Here is a 16969-nt window from a genome sequence, read left to right as displayed (position 1 = left end):
CAATGCCAGCCCGATGTCTCACCTGATGAGACAGGCCGACAGCTTTGTGTAGAGCCGGGCCATGCCCGGCTGCCTGGGCCCCGGACCGTTCAGCCGGGCATGGCTCGGCCCTACAGGGCCGGCCCCGGGCTGTGCAGGGGTTGACTTGACCCGCGCCCGCTGATCTGCGTACAATTCCGCTCCTGTCCGCCCTCGATGGCGGCAGCTCAGACCACAATAACTACAGAGGAAGGCCTGGTCATGTACGCAGTACTGGTCACCGGCGGTAAGCAATACCGCGTGGCGCAGGGCGAAAAGCTCCGCATTGAAAAGCTCGAAGTCGAAGTCGGCAGCGAGATCAAGTTTGACAACATCCTGATGCTGGGTGACAGCGACGGCGTGAAGCTGGGCGATGCGCTGAAGGGCGCTGCCGTCACCGCCAAGGTCCTGTCCCAGGGTCGTGCTGACAAGGTCCGGATCATCAAGTTCCGTCGCCGCAAGCACCACATGAAGCGTCAGGGTCACCGTCAGTACTACACCGAAATCGAGATCACCGGCATCGCCGGCTAAGCATCAGGAGAAGCAGTCATGGCACATAAAAAGGGCGTAGGCTCCTCGCGCAACGGTCGCGACTCCAACCCGAAGTACCTGGGCGTCAAGATCTTCGGCGGCCAGGCCATCGAAGCCGGCAACATCATCGTGCGTCAGCGCGGCACCCAGTTCCATCCGGGTTCGGGCGTTGGCCTGGGCCGTGACCACACCCTGTTCGCCCTCGTGGACGGCAAGGTGGAGTTCTCGGTCAAGGGCGCCAAGAAGCGTCGCACCGTCAGCATCGTCTCGGCCGACGCCTGATCCAGGCATCGCCGGCACCCGTGCCTCGGCATGGCCGTGCTGGATGAAGAGCACGCTGCATGAAGAGCCCCGCTTCGGCGGGGCTTTTCGTTAGAGTGGACGCAAGACCGGCCAGGCCGGGTTGCCGGCCAGTGGCTGGCATGACATTCAAGGCGGCGGCTGGCAGGCCGCGCCCATCGCAGGCATCGAAACAATGAAACTGGTAGACGAAGCAGAAATCGAAGTGTTCGCCGGCAACGGCGGCAACGGCTGCATTGGCTTCCGTCGCGAGAAGTTCATTCCGCTCGGCGGCCCGGACGGCGGCGACGGCGGTGCGGGCGGCAGCGTGTACATCCGCGCCGACGAAAACCTGAACACCCTGGTCGACTTCCGCCATGACCGCATTTTCAAGGCGCAGCGTGGCGAGAACGGCATGGGGCGCCAGGCCTATGGCAAGGGCGGCGAAGACCTGACCATCACCGTGCCGGTCGGCACCGTGGTGATCAACGTCGCCACCGATGAAGTCATCGGCGACCTGACCCAGCACGGCGATCGCCTGCTGGTGGCCAAGGGTGGCCGTGGTGGCCTGGGCAACATGCATTTCAAGAGTTCGACCAACCGCTCGCCGCGCCAGGCGCTGCCGGGCGAGCCGGGCGAAGAGCGCACGCTGAAGCTGGAGTTGAAGCTGCTGGCCGACGTCGGCCTGCTGGGCTTCCCCAACGCCGGCAAGAGCACCCTGATCCGCGCCGTTTCGGCGGCAACGCCGAAGGTGGCCGATTACCCGTTCACCACGCTGTACCCGAACCTGGGTGTGGTGAAGGTGGAGAACTACCGCAGCTTCGTGATTGCCGACATTCCGGGCCTGATCGAAGGGGCCGCGGATGGCGCCGGCCTCGGTGCGCAGTTTCTGCGCCACCTGCAGCGCACCCGTCTGCTGCTGCACCTGGTGGACATCTCGCCGATGGAAGGTGGGGTGGAAGGCATTTCCCCGGTCGAGCAGGTGCGTGCGATCGAGCGCGAACTGGAAAAGCACGATCCGGAGCTGCTGCAGAAGCCGCGCTGGCTGGTGCTGAACAAGGCTGACCTGATGTTCGAAGACGAAGCGAAGGCCGCGGCCGAGCAGATCGTCGCCGAGCTGGGCTGGAAGGAGCCGTGGTTCCTGGTCTCGGCGCTGGGCCGCGAAGGCACCTTCCCGATCATGAGCCGGATCATGGCGTTCTTCGATCGCCAGAAGGAAGACGAGCTGGAAGCCCGCAACGCGCAGTGATGCCGTTGTGGTTCCGTGCAAAAACCCGGCTTCGGCCGGGTTTTTTGTTGGGACTGCTTTTGCTGTAGAGCCGAGCCATGCTCGGCTTTCCGCGCAGACGGCAGCCGAGCGTGGGCTCGGCTCTACATAAGCTGGATCGCAGGCAACAAAAAACCCGGCCGAGGCCGGGCTTTTGTCTGCAGCCCAACCCCGAAGGGCAGGGCGGCAACGCCGGATCAGGCGGCCTTGAGGGCCTTGATGCGGTCGTTCAGGCGGCTCTTATGGCGAGCAGCCTTGTTCTTGTGGATCAGGCCACGCGCGCTGAAGCGATCCAGGATCGGCTGGGCAACGGCGAAGGCGGCTTCGGCGCCGGCGGCATCGTTGGCGTCCAGCGCCTTGATCACTTTCTTGACAGCGGTGCGCAGCATCGAGCGCTGAGCCACGTTGCGCGCGTTGCGCACGACGGTCTGCTTGGCGCGCTTCTTGGCGGACTTGATATTGGCCACGGTGGTGGTTTCCTGAAAAAATCGGTGTTATGGGAACAGCAAGCTAGCTAGTATGATGGCCCGAGAAATGCACGTCAAGTCGATTGTCAAGAGGGACGCTGAGTGAGTTCACCGAAGATGTTGCGAGGCCTGCTGTCGTTCAGCAGCATGACCATGGTCTCGCGGGTGCTCGGACTTGTCCGGGACCAGGTGATCACCACCACGTTCGGCACCAATGCGGTCACCGATGCGTTCTGGGTTGCCTTCAGGGTACCCAATTTCCTGCGCCGGTTGTTCGCCGAAGGCTCTTTCGCCACCGCTTTCGTGCCGGTGTTCACGGAAGTGAAGGAAACCCGCAGCCACGCCGAACTGCGTGAGTTGATGGCCCGCACCGCCGGTACCCTGGGTGGGGTGCTGATGCTGGTCACCGCCGTGGCGCTGATCTTCGCACCGCAGCTGGCCTCGGTCTTCTCAAGCGGCGTTGATACCGACCCGGTGAAGCAGGGCCTGCTGATCGACCTGTTCCGCCTGACCTTCCCATTCCTGTTGTTCGTCTCGCTCACCGCGCTGGCCGGCGGTGCGCTGAACAGCTTCCAGCGCTTCGCCATGCCGGCGCTGACCCCGGTCATCCTCAACCTGTGCATGATCGCCGGTGCGCTGTGGCTGGCCCCGCGGCTGGGCGGCACTCCAGAGAAGCAGATCCTGGCACTGGGCTGGGCGGTACTGGCCGCCGGTATCCTGCAACTGCTGTTCCAGCTGCCCTCACTGAAGGGCATCAACCTGCTGACCCTGCCGCGCTGGGGCTGGAGCCACCCGGGCGTGCGCAAAGTGATGACGCTGATGGTGCCGACCCTGTTCGGCTCGTCGGTGGCGCAGATCAACCTGCTGCTGGACACCGTCATCGCGGCCAAGCTGACCGATGGCTCGCAGTCCTGGCTGTCGCTGGCCGACCGCTTCCTGGAGCTGCCGCTGGGCGTGTTCGGCGTGGCGCTGGGCACGGTGATCCTGCCGGCGCTGGCCCGCCACCACGTGAGTACTGACCGCGAGGGCTTCTCGCGCTCGCTGGACTGGGGCCTGCGCATGACCCTGCTGATCTCGGTGCCGGCCATGCTGGGCCTGCTGCTGCTGGCCGAGCCGCTGATCGCGACCATCTTCCAGCATGGCCAGTTCAGCGCCTTCGACACCCGCATGACCGCGCTGTCGGTGTACGGCCTGAGCTTCGGCCTGCCGGCGTTCGCCCTGTTGAAAGTGGTGCTGCCGGCGTTCTACGCCCGCCAGGACACCAAGACTCCGGTCCGTGCCGGTGTGGCCGCGCTGGTGGCCAACATGGTGTTCAACTTCGCGCTGCTGGCGGTGCTGTACCAGGTGATGGTGCCCGATGAGCTGAAAGCGCAGGGCGTAATGGCGGCCATCGGCAAGCAGCCGGGCCTGCACCTGGCGCTGGGCATTGCCAGCGCACTGTCCAGTTACCTGAACCTGGGCCTGTTGTGGTACTGGCTGGGCAAGACCGACGTCTACCAGCGCCGGCCGGGCTGGGGCGGCTATCTGCTGCGCCTGCTGCTGGCCTGTGCGGCCATGGTTGGTGTGCTGCTGGCCCTGTTGCACTGGCTGCCAGCGTTCTCCGCGATGGGTGTCTGGGAGCGGATCGGCAGCCTGTCGCTGCTGGTCGGCGGTGGCGGTGCGACCTACGCGGTGGCCATGCTGGCGATGGGCTTCCGCCCGCGCGACCTGCGTGGGCATTGATCGCGGCCCGTGGCGGCTATACTTCAGGGTTACACCATTGAAACGGCGGCCCCGGTCGGGCCGGAACGAGAGTTGATGAGCAGGCTGTTCAGAAGCGTCGAGGGCGGGGAGCTGTTCCCGAACGGAAGCGTGGTCTGTATCGGTGCATTCGACGGCCTCCACCTGGGTCATCGTGCGCTGGTCCGCCACGCGGTTGCCCGCGCGCGCGCCTTGGGCGTGGCCGCGGTGGCCGTGGCGTTCGAGCCGCTGCCGCGTGAATTCTTCGCCCAGGGCACGCCGCCGCCGCGGCTGACCCTGGCCCGCAGCAAGGTCGAGATCCTGCGCGAGCTCGGTGTCGATGCGATCGGCCTGCTGCGTTTCGACGCGGCAATGGCGGCGATGCCGGCCGAGACCTTCGTGCACCAGCTGCTTGTCAATCGCCTGAGTGCGCGTGAGGTCTGGATCGGGCCGGAGTTCTGCTTCGGCAACCGCCGTCGCGGCGACCTGGCCCTGCTGCAGAAGATGGGCGCCGAACTGGGCTTTACCGCGGGTGAAATCGAAGCGGTCGACCTGCATGGCGAGCGCATCTCCAGCACCCGCATCCGCCAGCTGCTGCAGGAGGGCGACTTCGCCCGCGCCAACGATCTGCTGGGCCGACCGTACGCGATCAGCGGCCGGGTGGTGCGCGGGCGCCAGCTCGGCCGTACGCTGGGCTTCCCCACCGCCAACCTGCGTTTCCCGAAGACCCCTGCGCTGTCGGGCATCTACGCGACCTGGGTGCACGGCGTGTTCGACCAGCCGTGGCCGTCGGTGTCCAGCTTCGGCACGCGGCCGACGGTGGAGGGCGTGGAGCCGCTGCTGGAAGCCCACCTGTTCGATTTCCAGGGCGACCTGTACGGTCGACACATCGAAGTGGAATTCGTCGCCAAGCTGCGCGACGAAGAGAAATTCAATGATCTGGCGGCCCTGACCGACCAGATGCACCGCGACGCCGAACAGGCGCGCGCCATCCTTTCCGAACATAGATTGCGAGCCACTGCGTGAGCCAGGACTACAAGACCACCCTGAACCTGCCAGCCACCGAATTCCCGATGCGCGGCGACCTGCCCAAGCGCGAGCCGGGCATTCTGGCGCAGTGGGAAGCGCAGGGGCTCTACCAGCAGCTGCGCGACAACGCCGCCGGCCGCCCTCTGTTCGTGCTGCACGATGGCCCGCCGTACGCCAACGGCCGCATCCACCTCGGCCACGCGGTCAACAAGATCCTGAAGGACATCATCGTCAAGTCGCGCTACCTGGCCGGCTTCGATGCGCCCTACGTGCCGGGCTGGGACTGCCATGGCCTGCCGATCGAGATCGCGGTCGAAAAGAAGTGGGGCAAGGTCGGCACCAAGCTCGACGCCGTTGAATTCCGCCAGAAGTGCCGCGAGTTCGCCGAAGAGCAGATCAACATCCAGCGCGTGGACTTCAAGCGCCTGGGTGTGACCGGCGACTGGGACAACCCGTACAAGACCCTGAGCTTCGACTTCGAAGCCAACGAGATCCGTGCGCTGGCCAAGGTCGTGGCCAACGGCCACCTGGTCCGCGGCGCCAAGCCGGTGTACTGGTGCTTCGACTGTGGCTCGGCGCTGGCCGAGGCCGAGATCGAGTACCAGGAAAAGGAATCGCCGGCGATCGACGTGGCCTACGCCGCGCGTGATGCGCAGGCCATCGGCCAGGCGTTCGGCGTGAGCGTGCCGGCCGACGTCGAAGTGGCGGTGCCGATCTGGACCACCACCCCGTGGACGCTGCCGGCCTCGCTGGCGGTATCACTTGGTGCGGAGATCAACTACATCCTGGCCGAAGGCCCGGCGCACAACGGCAAGCGCCGTTGGCTGGTGCTGGCTGCCGCGCTGGCCGAGCGCGCACTGCAGCGCTACGGCGTGGACGAAGTGGTGCTGCACGGTGAAACCACCGGCGCGGCGCTGGAAAACCAGCTCTTGGCGCATCCGTTCTACCCGGAACGCGGGATCCTGGTGCTCAACGGCGACCATGTGTCCGACGAGGACGGTACCGGTGCGGTGCATACCGCCCCCGGCCATGGCCAGGAAGACTTCGTGGTCAGCCAGAAGTACGGCCTGCTGGACAAGTACAACGCCGGCCAGGTGACCCCGATCGACGGCCGTGGCGTGTACCTGGAATCGACCCCGCCGGCCGGTGACGTGGTGCTGGCTGGCCAGCACCTGTGGAAGGCGCAGGAGGCCATCGTCGGCGTGCTGCGCGACAACGGTTCGCTGCTGGCGTTCCATCCGATCCGCCACAGCTACCCGCACTGCTGGCGCCACAAGACGCCGGTGGTGTTCCGCGCCACTCCGCAGTGGTTCATCTCGATGGACAAGGCCAACCTGCGCAACGATGCGCTGGCCGCCATCGACACCGTCGGCTGGTTCCCGACCTGGGGCAAGGCGCGCATCCAGAGCATGGTCGACGGTCGTCCGGACTGGACCATCTCGCGCCAGCGCACCTGGGGTGTGCCGATCGCACTGTTCACCCATCGCCATACCGGCGAGATCCACCCGCGTTCGGTGGAACTGATGCAGCAGGTCGCCGACCGCGTCGAAGCCGAGGGCATCGACGTGTGGTATTCGCTGGATGCTGCCGAACTGCTGGGTGCCGAAGCGGCCGACTACGAGAAGGTCACCGACATCCTCGACGTCTGGTTCGATTCGGGCGTGACTCATGAGGGCGTGCTCGCCGCGCGTGGCTTCGGCAAGCCGGCCGACCTCTACCTGGAAGGTTCCGACCAGCATCGCGGCTGGTTCCAGTCCTCGCTGCTGACCGGCGTGGCGATCGACAAGCGCGCCCCGTACAAGCAGTGCCTGACCCACGGCTTCACCGTGGACGAGCACGGCCGCAAGATGTCCAAGTCGCTGGGCAACGGCATCGAGCCGCAGGACATCATGAACAAGCTGGGCGCGGACATCCTGCGCCTGTGGATCGCCTCGGCCGACTACAGCAACGAGATGTCGCTGTCGCAGGAGATCCTCAAGCGTAACGCCGACGCCTACCGTCGCCTGCGCAACACCGCACGCTTCCTGCTCGGCAACCTGGACGGTTTCGATCCGGCCCAGCACCTGCAGCCGCTGGATCAGATGGTCGCGCTGGACCGTTGGATCGTGCATCGCGCGTGGGAGCTGCAGGAGAAGATCAAGGCGGCCTACGACGGCTACAACATGGCCGAGATCGTGCAGCTGCTGCTGAACTTCTGCAGCGTGGACCTGGGCTCGCTGTACCTGGATGTGACCAAGGACCGCCTGTACACGATGCCGACCGATTCGCACGGTCGCCGTTCGGCGCAGAGCGCGATGTACCACATCGCCGAAGCGTTCACCCGCTGGGTCGCACCGATCCTGACCTTCACCGCCGACGAGCTGTGGGGCTACCTGCCGGGCGAGCACGCCGGCCACGTGCTGTTCACCACCTGGTACGACGGCCTGGCGCCGCTGCCGGCCGATGCGCAGCTCAACGCCGCCGATTTCGACCAGCTGCTGGCTGTGCGCGAGCAAGTGGCCAAGGTGCTGGAACCGATGCGCGCCAACGGTGCCATCGGTGCCGCGCTGGAAGCGGAAATCACCATCGCCGCCAGCGAAGAGCAGGCCGCGCGCTGGCAGCCGCTGGCCGATGAACTGCGTTTCCTGTTCATCAGTGGTGACGTGCAGGTGCGTCCGGCGACCACCGACGAGGTGTTCGTCAGCGCCCAGCCGACCACCAAGGCCAAGTGCGTGCGTTGCTGGCACCACCGCGCCGACGTCGGCAGCAATGCCGATCATCCGGAGCTGTGCGGTCGCTGCGTGAGCAACATCACCGGTGCCGGTGAAGTGCGGAGCTGGTTCTGATGGCCGCGCCCCGTCCACATCCGAACGCCCTGGTCTGGCTGCTGCTGTCGGCGGCCATCATCGGCTTGGACCAGTGGTCCAAGGCCTGGGTCCTGTCGAGCCTGCCGGAGTTCCAGCCGGTGGTGGTCATCGACGGCTTCTGGAACTGGTACCGCACCTACAACACCGGTGCGGCGTTCAGTTTCCTGAGCGACGCCGGTGGCTGGCAGAAGCACTTCTTCACCGTGCTGGCGATCGTCATCAGCGGCCTGATGGCCTGGTGGTTGCGTGGCACCGCCCGTGGCAACTGGAAGGCGGCCGTGCCGTATGCGCTGATCATCGGCGGCGCGATCGGCAACGTGATCGACCGCCAGGTGCACGGCCACGTGGTCGATTTCATCCAGTGGTACGTGGGCAGCTACACCTGGCCCTCGTTCAACATCGCCGATTCGGCCATCGTGGTGGGTGCCATCGGCATCGCCCTGTTTGGCCTGTTCGACGGCAAGTCCGCCAAAAAGGCGGATAATGCCAATCCGAAACCGTAAGCCGGCCGCTGCCGGGAGATTGAACTGATGGATGTGCTGCTCGCCAACCCGCGTGGTTTCTGTGCCGGTGTCGATCGTGCGATCGAGATCGTCAAGCGCGCGATCGAAACGCTGGGCGCACCCATCTACGTCCGCCATGAAGTGGTGCACAACCGCTTCGTGGTCGACGACCTGAAGCAGCGCGGCGCGATCTTCGTCGAAGAACTCGATGAAGTGCCGGACAACAACACAGTCATTTTCAGCGCCCATGGCGTGTCCCAGGCCGTGCGTCAGGAAGCCGACCGCCGTGGCCTGAAGGTGTTCGACGCCACCTGCCCGCTGGTGACCAAGGTGCACTTCGAGGTCGCCCGCCACTGCCGTGCCGGCCGTGACGTGGTGCTGATCGGCCACGCGGGTCACCCGGAAGTGGAAGGCACCATGGGCCAGTGGAACCGCGAAGCCGGCACCGGCCAGATCTACCTGGTGGAGGACGTGGAGCAGGTTGCCACGCTGCACATCAACCAGCCGGAAAACTTCGCCTACACCACCCAGACCACGCTGTCGGTGGACGACACGCGCGGCATCATCGATGCATTGCGCGAGCGCTTCCCGGCGATGCAGGGCCCGAAGAACGACGACATCTGCTACGCCACGCAGAACCGCCAGGACGCCGTGCGCGACCTGGCCAAGCGCTGCGACCTGGTGCTGGTGGTCGGTTCGCCGAACAGCTCCAACTCCAACCGTCTGAGCGAGCTGGCCCGCCGTGAGGGCGTGGAGTCGTACCTGATCGACGGCGCGCACGAGATCGATCCGGCGTGGGTGGCAGGCAAGCAGCACATCGGCGTGACCGCAGGTGCCTCGGCGCCGCAGGTGCTGGTCGACGGCGTGCTCGCGCGCCTGGCCGAGCTGGGCGCCAGCGGCGTGGGCGAACTGGACGGCGAACCGGAATCGATGGTGTTCGCGCTGCCGAAGGAACTGCGGTTGCGGTTGGTCGACTGACCGCGGAAGCGCCTCATCCACGCATGGCGTGGATCTACTGAAACTGCTCTGGCGGGTGCGAACCTGGGTTCGCACGCTTTTTCGCATGCAAGGATGGGCGGCCTGCCCATGACCTTTGGCCATGGGGCGGGGCACCTTACAGGCCTAGCATCGGAAGATTCTCCGTTGTTGGAAGTTGCCCGATGAAGACCCGAGCCTTGGCGATGTCGTTGCTGTTCGCGCTGGCGGCCACGCCTGCACTGGCGCAGACCTCGCCACCGGCGAACGCGGCGGCTGCCGGCCTGCTGCGCATCGAGGTCGACGCGCGCGATCTGGCCCGTCGCATCTTCAAGGTGACCGCCACCGTACCGGCCAAGCCCGGCCCGATGACCCTGCTGTACCCGCAGTGGATTCCCGGCAACCATTCGCCCACCGGCCCGATCGACAAGCTGGCCGGCCTGCGCGTGACCGCCAACGGCAGGCCGCTGGCCTGGCAGCGCGACCAGTACAACGTCTATGCCTTCAAGGTGAACGTACCGGAGGGCGTCAGCGAGATCGTCGCCCACTTCGATTTCCTGTCTTCGCAGGGTGGCAGCCAGGGGCGGGTAGTGATGACCCCGGAGATGCTCAACCTGCAGTGGAATGCCAATTCGCTGTATCCGGCCGGCATCGATGCACGGCAGCTGCAGGCGCAGGCCAGCGTGACCCTGCCCAAGGGCTGGTCGTTCGCCACTGCGCTGGAAACCGCGCGCCGCGACGGCGACACCGTGGTGTTCAAGCCGATCTCCTACGACCACCTGGTCGATTCGCCGTTGTTCGCCGGTGAGCACTACCAGCGCATCGATCTCGACCCGGGTGCGAAGGTGCCGGTGCACCTCAATGTGTTTGCCGACGACGCCAAGTCGCTGAAGCCGAGCGAGGCGCAGATCACGATGCACCGCGCGCTGGTGCAGCAGGCCGACAAGCTCTACGGTGCGCGCCACTACAACCACTATGAGTTCCTGCTGGCATTGACCGACCGCCTCGGTGGCATCGGCCTGGAGCATCACCGTTCCAGCGAGAACAGTGCCGATCCGGGCTACTTCACCGAGTGGGACAGCAACGCGTGGATGCGTGACCTGCTGCCGCACGAGTACACCCATTCCTGGAACGGCAAGTACCGTCGCGGCGCCGACCTGGCCACCGCAAACTTCAACGTGCCCATGGGCGACAGCCTGCTGTGGGTGTACGAAGGGCAGACCCAGTTCTGGGGGCAGGTGCTGGCAGCACGCTCGGGGTTGTGGTCGGCTGCGCAGGCGCGCGACATGCTGGCCAATGTGGCCGCGACCTATGACCGTGGCCGCCCGGGCCTGGCCTGGCGTCCGCTGCAGGACACCACCAATGACCCGACCATCGCCCAGCGTCGCACGCTGCCGTATCGCAACTACCAGATGAGCGAGGACTACTACTCCGGCGGCCAGATGCTGTGGCTGGAAGTGGAGGGCAAGCTGCGCGAACTGAGCGGCAACCGCCGCAGCCTGGACGACTTCGCGCGCGCCTTTTTCGGCGTCGGCAATGGCGACTGGGACGTCAATCCGTACACCTTCAATGACGTGGTCGCGACCTTGAACGGCATCGCGCCGTACGACTGGGCCACGTTCCTGCGCGGGCGCCTGGACGGCCACGGTTCGTTGACTGGCGGCCTGGAGCTGGCGGGTTGGAAGCTGGTCTACCGCGATACCCCGAACGATGCCTACAAGGCGCAGGAGAAGCGCGCGAAGGCGGCGCTGCTGGCGTACTCGCTGGGTGCGGCCGTGCTCGACAACGGCACGGTCGGTGATGTGATCTGGGACAGCCCGGCCTTCAACGCCGGTCTTGCACCTGGCATGAAGGTGATCGCGGTGGGCGGGCGCGAGTACAGCAGCCAGCGCTTGAAGGACGCGGTGGCTGCGGCAGCGAAGGACAAGGCGCCGATCATGTTGCTGGTGAAGCAGTTCGACCGCATTGAAACCATGAGCATCGCTTACCACGGTGGCCTGCAGTACCCGGTGCTGGAGCGCATCACCGGTAAGCCCGACCGCCTTGCAGATCTGTGGAAGGCGCGATGAAGTCGCGCGTCCGCGATGGCGTGGTCCTGTTGATGGCGATCCTCGCCATCGTCGGCGCGTTCCTGCACGGCGATGGGCGATGGCTGCACTGGCTGGCCAAGCCCGCGACCACGCTGCTGATCGCGGCCATCGCCTGGCGTGTGCATGATCCGGCACAGCCGTTCTACCGCCGCGCGGTGCTGGCCGGCATGCTGCTGTCGTGCGTGGGCGACATCGCGCTGATGCTGCCGATGGATGCGTTCGTGCCGGGACTGGTCGCGTTCCTGCTGGCGCATGTCTGCTACATCGTCGCCTTCCGCGATGGCCTGCGTGCCGGGCGTGGGCTGTTCGGCGCCGCTGTGCTGCTGGGTGCATTTGCCGTGCTCAACGTGATGGGCCTGTGGCCGCACCTGCCGGTGCCGATGCGTGTGCCGGTGCTGGCCTACGTGGTGGTGCTGGCGTCGATGGCGGTGCTGGCCCTGGCACGGCAGTGGCGCAGCCCGCAGCCCGGTGCTGTGGACGCCCGAAGCGCCCGCTGGGCCGCGGCAGGTGCATTGCTGTTCGTGGCCAGCGATTCCCTGCTGGCCTGGGACCGCTTCGCCGGTGGCCTGCCGTTGGCCAGCCTGCTGGTGTTGTCCACCTACTACGGCGCGCAGTACGCCATCGCCCGCTCGGTGAAATAGAAAAAGGGGACGGAGGGGATTAAGTCGCAAACCGCACCAAGGCAAATACGACTTAATCCCCTCCGTCCCCTTTTGTGTGGCCTATCGGCGGTGCACGCCGCGCAGAGAGCCCTGCGCATCGAACTGCAGGCGCACGGATTCGCGGTCACCGGCCACTTCGTCCGGCAGCCACACCAGCTTGCCGCCCTTGCGCACGATTACATACACGTGGCCGACTTCGGATGCGGGGTTCTGCAGGGCATTGCGTTGTTCCTGCAATGCCTGCGCCACGCGCGGCACGGCCTCGAAATCGATGCTGGCCAGGGATGTGCTGCTGCGCTGCAGGCTGATGGTCGGCGCGAACTGCTGCGGGTTCACCGGATTGCCCTTGCGCCACTGGCCACGTTCAAAGTGATAGCTGTCGACGTGGCCCGGCTGTTGCGGATCGACCAGATCCAGGTTGATGCGGCCATCGTCGGAGAAGTGGATGCTGTGGAAGACCGTCAGCCGCTGGCCGGCCAGTGCCGGCAGCTGCTCCAGTGCCTGACGGGCAGCCAGCAGGTAGTCCGCATCGAACAGGCGATTGTTGCGCTCGGGCGCCGCAGCGGTACTCGCCGCGGGGAAGGGCGCCGGGGACGGCACAAGCGATACGGGTTGTTCGCGCGGTGACTGAGACGGGACGGAGGGTGGCAACCGGTCCGGCTGTACCGAATGCCCCAGCGTTTCGCTGATGGTCTGCACTGCGCCGCCGGCAATGGCCGCGCCCGCCAGAACCAGCAGCAGTACCAGGAACACCGTGCGGGTGGAGGGAGGCTGCTTCATATTCCCTCCAGCCGCACGTTGCTGCGGTCATCCGGGTCGTACAGCAGCGTTACGTGCTCGCGCGGGATGTTGGCCAGTTCAATCAGCGGGATGAAGCGGCGCACGCGGGCCTGCTGCACGTTGCCTTCGCGGTCGATGTATTCCAGCTGGAACTCCACCTGTGGTTGTTCGTTGAGGTAGGTGCCGGTCTGACGGACCTTCAATACCCGGGCCTCCACGCCGATGCCGCGATACTTCAGCGCATCACCGCGGGCATCGGCGTGCAGCAGGCGGCCGAGCAGGCGCAGCCCCAGCGCATAGCCACACAGCACCAGCGGGCATACCAGCAGCGGGTGACCGAACGACAGGAAGGTCCAGCCCAGCCCCTCGTTCTGCAGCCGGTAGGCCAACACATAGGCAGCGGCAACGGCTGCGATGCCGAGTGCTGCACCGATGCCACGCCGCCACAGGCTGGCGACATTCAGTTCGGGCTGCGCACCGTCCAGCACGATGTTGGGGAATGCCCCGGGCGTCCGGCCCAGGCGCGCATCGATGTGCCTGCCCACCTCGAAGCGATGCAGCTGGGGTTTGCTGTCGACCACCAGCATCTGTTCGCGGATCGGCGTACCTGACAGGTTCTTGAAGGACAACTGCAGTTTCCACTGCGCGAAGCCGCGCACCTGCACGCCAGTCTGTTCGGCCTGTTCGATCAGCGCACTGCGCGGTTCACCGTCGGCCAGGATCGACTGCACCCGGTGCAGTGCGCGCGGTGGCCCCAGCAACAGGTAGTGCAGGAAGGCGAACAGCAGCGTCAGCCACAAGGCCAGCGACAGTGCGAGCAGCAACAGTGCCGGCCACGGCGCGCTGCGGTCGACCAACGCCACCGGCCACGAAGTGCCGAAATAGAGAATGCAGGGAAAAGGCAACGCGAAGAACAGCAGGAACGCGCCCCAGAACCAGAGATAGGCTTTCATGGGGGAAGGGGACCGCGGTGGAACAGGGCGCGTAGATTACTACGCTTCAGCGGAACTGCAGGGTAAGCAGGTAGTAGCGGCCGAGCGGATCGTCCAGGCCCGGCATCTGTCCGCCATTGCCGACCAGATAGTTCACCGGTTGCGCATCGAGTACGTTGTGCACATCCAGCGCTGCAACGAGGCGCGGCCCCAGCCGACGTGCGAGGTGCAGGTTCCAGCGCAGCTGGCGTGGATTCATGCACTGGTTCCGATCGACCTGATCCTGCGGGCACTCGGCCCCGGGCAGCCAGGCACGGGTGCGCCCGACCTGGTTGCCGCGCAGGGCGATGTCCCAGTTGCTGTTCTGCCATTGCACGTTCAACACCGCAGCCAGCTCGGGTGTCACGTGGCCGCGCAGGTCCACGGCGGCCTCGTGGTCACGGCGGCGGCGCAGCTCCTGCTGTTTCAGCGCATCGAGCGACAACAACCACTGGCCGTTGCTGCCGCTGTCGATGCGGTACTCGCCACGCAGCACCCAGTTGCGGGAGGTGGTGCGGCCGATGTTGTCGAACGACAGGCGCAGGCTGCTCAGGTGGCCGTCTTCATCCAGTTCCCAGGTACTACGATTCCACACCGCATCGCTGGGCTGCAGGGCGAGGATCTCGTTGCGCAGTTCCACGATGTTGTGGGTCAGCGACAGCGAGAACGTGTCGTTGGGTGTCCACGTGGCTGCCAGCGAATGGCTGCGCGATCGCTCGGCCTTCAGTGCATCGTTCTCTACGACGTTGGCCGTGACGCTGCAGCCGCCACCGCGGGTGGCGATTGCACATTCCGGAAGGGCATTGGACACCGGAAGCGTGATCGAGCCGAAGTAGCCGGGAGGCCGCCGTTGCTCGAACAGGCTCGGTGCACGGTAACCGCGCCCGCTGGCCAGCAGGAACGACCAGTGCGGCGTCGGGCTCCAGCGCAGCCCGGCACGAGGCGAGAACGCCATGAAGCCGCCGTCGCGGTCCCAGCGTGCAGCCAGGTCCGCGCGCAGCGTGGGTGCCAGCGGCAGGCCCAGCTCGGTATAGACGCCACTGCTTTGTCGCGACAGGCGGCGTTGCTGCTGCGGCAGGCCCAGCGCAAGGTCGCCCTGGCTCAGCAGCACATCCGGACGCGAGACCCAGCGTTCATGGCGCAGGTCGATGCCGGTGGCCAGCTGCGCATTGCCCCCGGGCATTGCCATCAGTTCACGCTGCACACCCCACCAGCCCTGCCATTGTGCGGTGCTGCCGCGGTTGCGGATGGACGGAAACAGCGTGTCCGCCTCGGCCGCCGGCGGCGCGTCGAAACCGGGGGTGAACCTGCGCGCCTGCGTTGCTTCAAGCAGGCGCGTCGTGCGCACGGTGCCGGCAGTGGACAAGGTGACTTCGCTGCGCTGCGCGCTGATGCCCGCCTCCCAGCTGCGCCGGCCCTGGTCACGGCCGATGCCGACGGTGACGTCCGCATCGGTGGCGCGGACGCTGGGGCGCACGTTGCCGGCCTCGCGCAGCACACTGTTGAAGGTGATTCCGCGCGAGACTACGGCAACGGCAGTCGGGCCCAGGTCGAAGCGCTGACGGTTGTGACTGGCCCGTGCCTCGACATAGGCATAGCGTCCCTCGCCACGTTCATGCCGGTAGTGCAGGTAGGCCGACGCGGTATCCGAGGCGGGCTGCAGCGAACGCGGGCGCGCGCTGTCAAACCAGCAGCCATCCTCGCGCCGCTTCAGGGGCGGCTCGCAGCGTCGGGCGGGCACGTACCAGTTGCCGAAGATCGCGCCGATCGGATACAGCGAGGTTTCCGCATGCCAGTCACGCTGGTCACCGGCGACATGCTCGACACGGTGCAGATCCAGGCCGGCAAACCAGCGGTCCCCATTGCCACGCGCGCCGCCCGTGGCGGCCTGCAGGCGGTACTGGCCCGCATCGCCGCGGCTGCTGAGTCCGGTCTGCAGCATGGCTTCGGGCCCATCGGCCTGGTCGCGCAGGATGATGTTGACCACGCCGGACATGGCATCGGCCCCATAGATGGCCGAGGCACCGCCGCGTACCAGTTCGATGCGGTCGACGAAGCTCAGCGGAATGCCGCCGAGGTCGGTGAGCCCGCCCTGTTCCAGCGACACCATGGGATAACGCGGCAGGCGCCGGCCGTTGACCAGGAACAGCGTCGCCCGCGGGCCCATGCCGTCCAGGCTGGTGGTGGCCGCTGCACCCACCGGCAGGTACTGCGAATCGCCGCCGCGCGAGGTACTCATGGCGGGATGGCCGTTCATGCCGGGCAGGTGCCGCAGCAGGTCGAACAGATTGCCGTAGCCACTGCGCAGGATGTCGTCGCGATCGATGGTGGTGACCGGCAGTGTGGTCTGCACCGAAGAGCGCGGCAGCCGGCTGCCGGTGACGTGGATGGGTGCCAGTTCCACCTGGTGTGGCGTGTCGGCGGACCTGGGAGCCGGGTGCGGCAGGCGCGGGGCTGCGACCGCTTTCGGTGGCGTGGCAGGTGACTCGGGATGGATACGTCGCACGACAAAGGCACCCGAGGACGTGCGCAGGATGTTCACCGGCAGGCCGGCGACCAGCAGCTTCAGGGAGGCCCCCGTATCGCGTTGGCCACGTGTGCCAGTGGTGCGCAGATCATCCAGTTCACGTGCGTCGAACAGCAGGGCGGTGCCACTCTGCCGGGCCCATTGCTGCAGTGCCGGCACCAGTGGGCCCGCACCCACGTCGATCTCCAGCGTGCCGGCGGGCTCGCCGGCATCGGCCATCGGTAGTGCGGCAACACCCAGTGCAAGGCATAGCAGGGCGCGGAGCAGCCCCCACTGCAGCGCACCCGGACCTGCCTTCACTGCCG

Annotated in this window: 14 protein-coding genes; 10 read left to right on the top strand and 4 right to left on the bottom strand. The window is 66.4% G+C overall.

Annotation, left to right across the window (positions count from 1 at the left end; genetic code table 11):
* The first annotated feature begins 240 nt into the window (after nt 1–240).
* The 3 genes from rplU (at nt 241) to cgtA (ending at nt 2077) form a co-directional block, all read left to right on the top strand.
* A complete protein-coding gene (gene rplU / locus ACTJJM_RS02890) occupies nt 241–549 on the top strand; it encodes a 50S ribosomal protein L21 (RefSeq protein WP_005408557.1) in 309 nt (102 codons plus the stop codon).
* Between the two features lie 18 nt (nt 550–567).
* Nucleotides 568–831: a 50S ribosomal protein L27 gene (gene rpmA, locus ACTJJM_RS02885; RefSeq protein ID WP_005415704.1), complete on the top strand. Its 264-nt coding sequence runs from the start codon at nt 568–570 to the stop codon at nt 829–831.
* A 193-nt stretch (nt 832–1024) separates the two neighbouring features.
* Nucleotides 1025–2077, top strand: a complete 1053-nt coding sequence (gene cgtA / locus ACTJJM_RS02880; RefSeq protein WP_010483324.1) for an Obg family GTPase CgtA — start codon at nt 1025–1027, stop codon at nt 2075–2077.
* A gap of 215 nt (nt 2078–2292) precedes the next feature.
* Here cgtA and rpsT read toward each other — a convergent pair whose 3' ends face one another.
* Nucleotides 2293–2562, bottom strand: a complete 270-nt coding sequence (gene rpsT, locus ACTJJM_RS02875) for a 30S ribosomal protein S20 (RefSeq protein WP_005408560.1) — start codon at nt 2560–2562, stop codon at nt 2293–2295.
* A 117-nt stretch (nt 2563–2679) separates the two neighbouring features.
* Here rpsT and murJ point away from each other — a divergent pair, with 117 nt between their 5' ends.
* The 7 genes from murJ to ACTJJM_RS02840 all read left to right on the top strand — a co-directional run bounded on the left by murJ (nt 2680) and on the right by ACTJJM_RS02840 (nt 12365).
* The gene (gene murJ / locus ACTJJM_RS02870; protein WP_029379866.1) at nt 2680–4284 is read left to right on the top strand and encodes a murein biosynthesis integral membrane protein MurJ; all 1605 of its coding nucleotides are present in this window, start codon (nt 2680–2682) and stop codon (nt 4282–4284) included.
* 75 nt (nt 4285–4359) lie between these two features.
* Nucleotides 4360–5307 (top strand): bifunctional riboflavin kinase/FAD synthetase, encoded by a 948-nt coding sequence (locus ACTJJM_RS02865; RefSeq protein ID WP_010483316.1) that lies wholly within the window; start codon nt 4360–4362, stop codon nt 5305–5307.
* Nucleotides 5304–8135 (top strand): isoleucine--tRNA ligase, encoded by a 2832-nt coding sequence (ileS, locus tag ACTJJM_RS02860; RefSeq protein ID WP_125437061.1) that lies wholly within the window; start codon nt 5304–5306, stop codon nt 8133–8135. The genes ACTJJM_RS02865 and ileS overlap by 4 nt, the downstream gene beginning before the upstream one ends.
* Nucleotides 8135–8659 carry a signal peptidase II gene (lspA, locus tag ACTJJM_RS02855; protein ID WP_010483311.1) on the top strand — a complete coding sequence of 175 codons (525 nt, stop codon included), beginning with the start codon at nt 8135–8137 and terminating at the stop codon, nt 8657–8659. Before ileS ends, lspA begins: the two co-directional genes overlap by 1 nt.
* Before the next feature lie 27 nt (nt 8660–8686).
* Nucleotides 8687–9637, top strand: a complete 951-nt coding sequence (gene ispH, locus ACTJJM_RS02850; RefSeq protein WP_010483308.1) for a 4-hydroxy-3-methylbut-2-enyl diphosphate reductase — start codon at nt 8687–8689, stop codon at nt 9635–9637.
* A gap of 182 nt (nt 9638–9819) precedes the next feature.
* The gene (locus ACTJJM_RS02845; protein WP_329758592.1) at nt 9820–11703 is read left to right on the top strand and encodes a M61 family metallopeptidase; all 1884 of its coding nucleotides are present in this window, start codon (nt 9820–9822) and stop codon (nt 11701–11703) included.
* On the top strand, nt 11700–12365 hold the full coding sequence (locus tag ACTJJM_RS02840) for a lysoplasmalogenase (protein WP_329758590.1): 666 nt from the start codon (nt 11700–11702) through the stop codon (nt 12363–12365). The genes ACTJJM_RS02845 and ACTJJM_RS02840 overlap by 4 nt, the downstream gene beginning before the upstream one ends.
* A gap of 81 nt (nt 12366–12446) precedes the next feature.
* Here ACTJJM_RS02840 and ACTJJM_RS02835 read toward each other — a convergent pair whose 3' ends face one another.
* The 3 genes from ACTJJM_RS02835 to ACTJJM_RS02825 are packed head-to-tail and all read right to left on the bottom strand — an operon-like array spanning nt 12447 to nt 16964.
* Nucleotides 12447–13166, bottom strand: coding sequence for a hypothetical protein (locus tag ACTJJM_RS02835; protein ID WP_440865132.1), 720 nt, complete (start codon nt 13164–13166; stop codon nt 12447–12449).
* Nucleotides 13163–14119, bottom strand: coding sequence for a hypothetical protein (locus tag ACTJJM_RS02830; RefSeq protein ID WP_049455614.1), 957 nt, complete (start codon nt 14117–14119; stop codon nt 13163–13165). Before ACTJJM_RS02830 ends, ACTJJM_RS02835 begins: the two co-directional genes overlap by 4 nt.
* 46 nt (nt 14120–14165) lie before the next feature.
* Nucleotides 14166–16964 carry a TonB-dependent receptor plug domain-containing protein gene (locus ACTJJM_RS02825; RefSeq protein WP_440865131.1) on the bottom strand — a complete coding sequence of 933 codons (2799 nt, stop codon included), beginning with the start codon at nt 16962–16964 and terminating at the stop codon, nt 14166–14168.
* Between the last annotated feature and the right edge of the window lie 5 nt (nt 16965–16969).

Origin of the sequence: Stenotrophomonas sp. 22692, assembly GCF_052045015.1 — a bacterium.
GTDB classification, from domain to species: domain Bacteria; phylum Pseudomonadota; class Gammaproteobacteria; order Xanthomonadales; family Xanthomonadaceae; genus Stenotrophomonas; species Stenotrophomonas geniculata.
The sequence above is the reverse complement of the archived record's forward strand: the minus strand, read 5'-3'. Positions and strand labels throughout refer to the sequence as shown.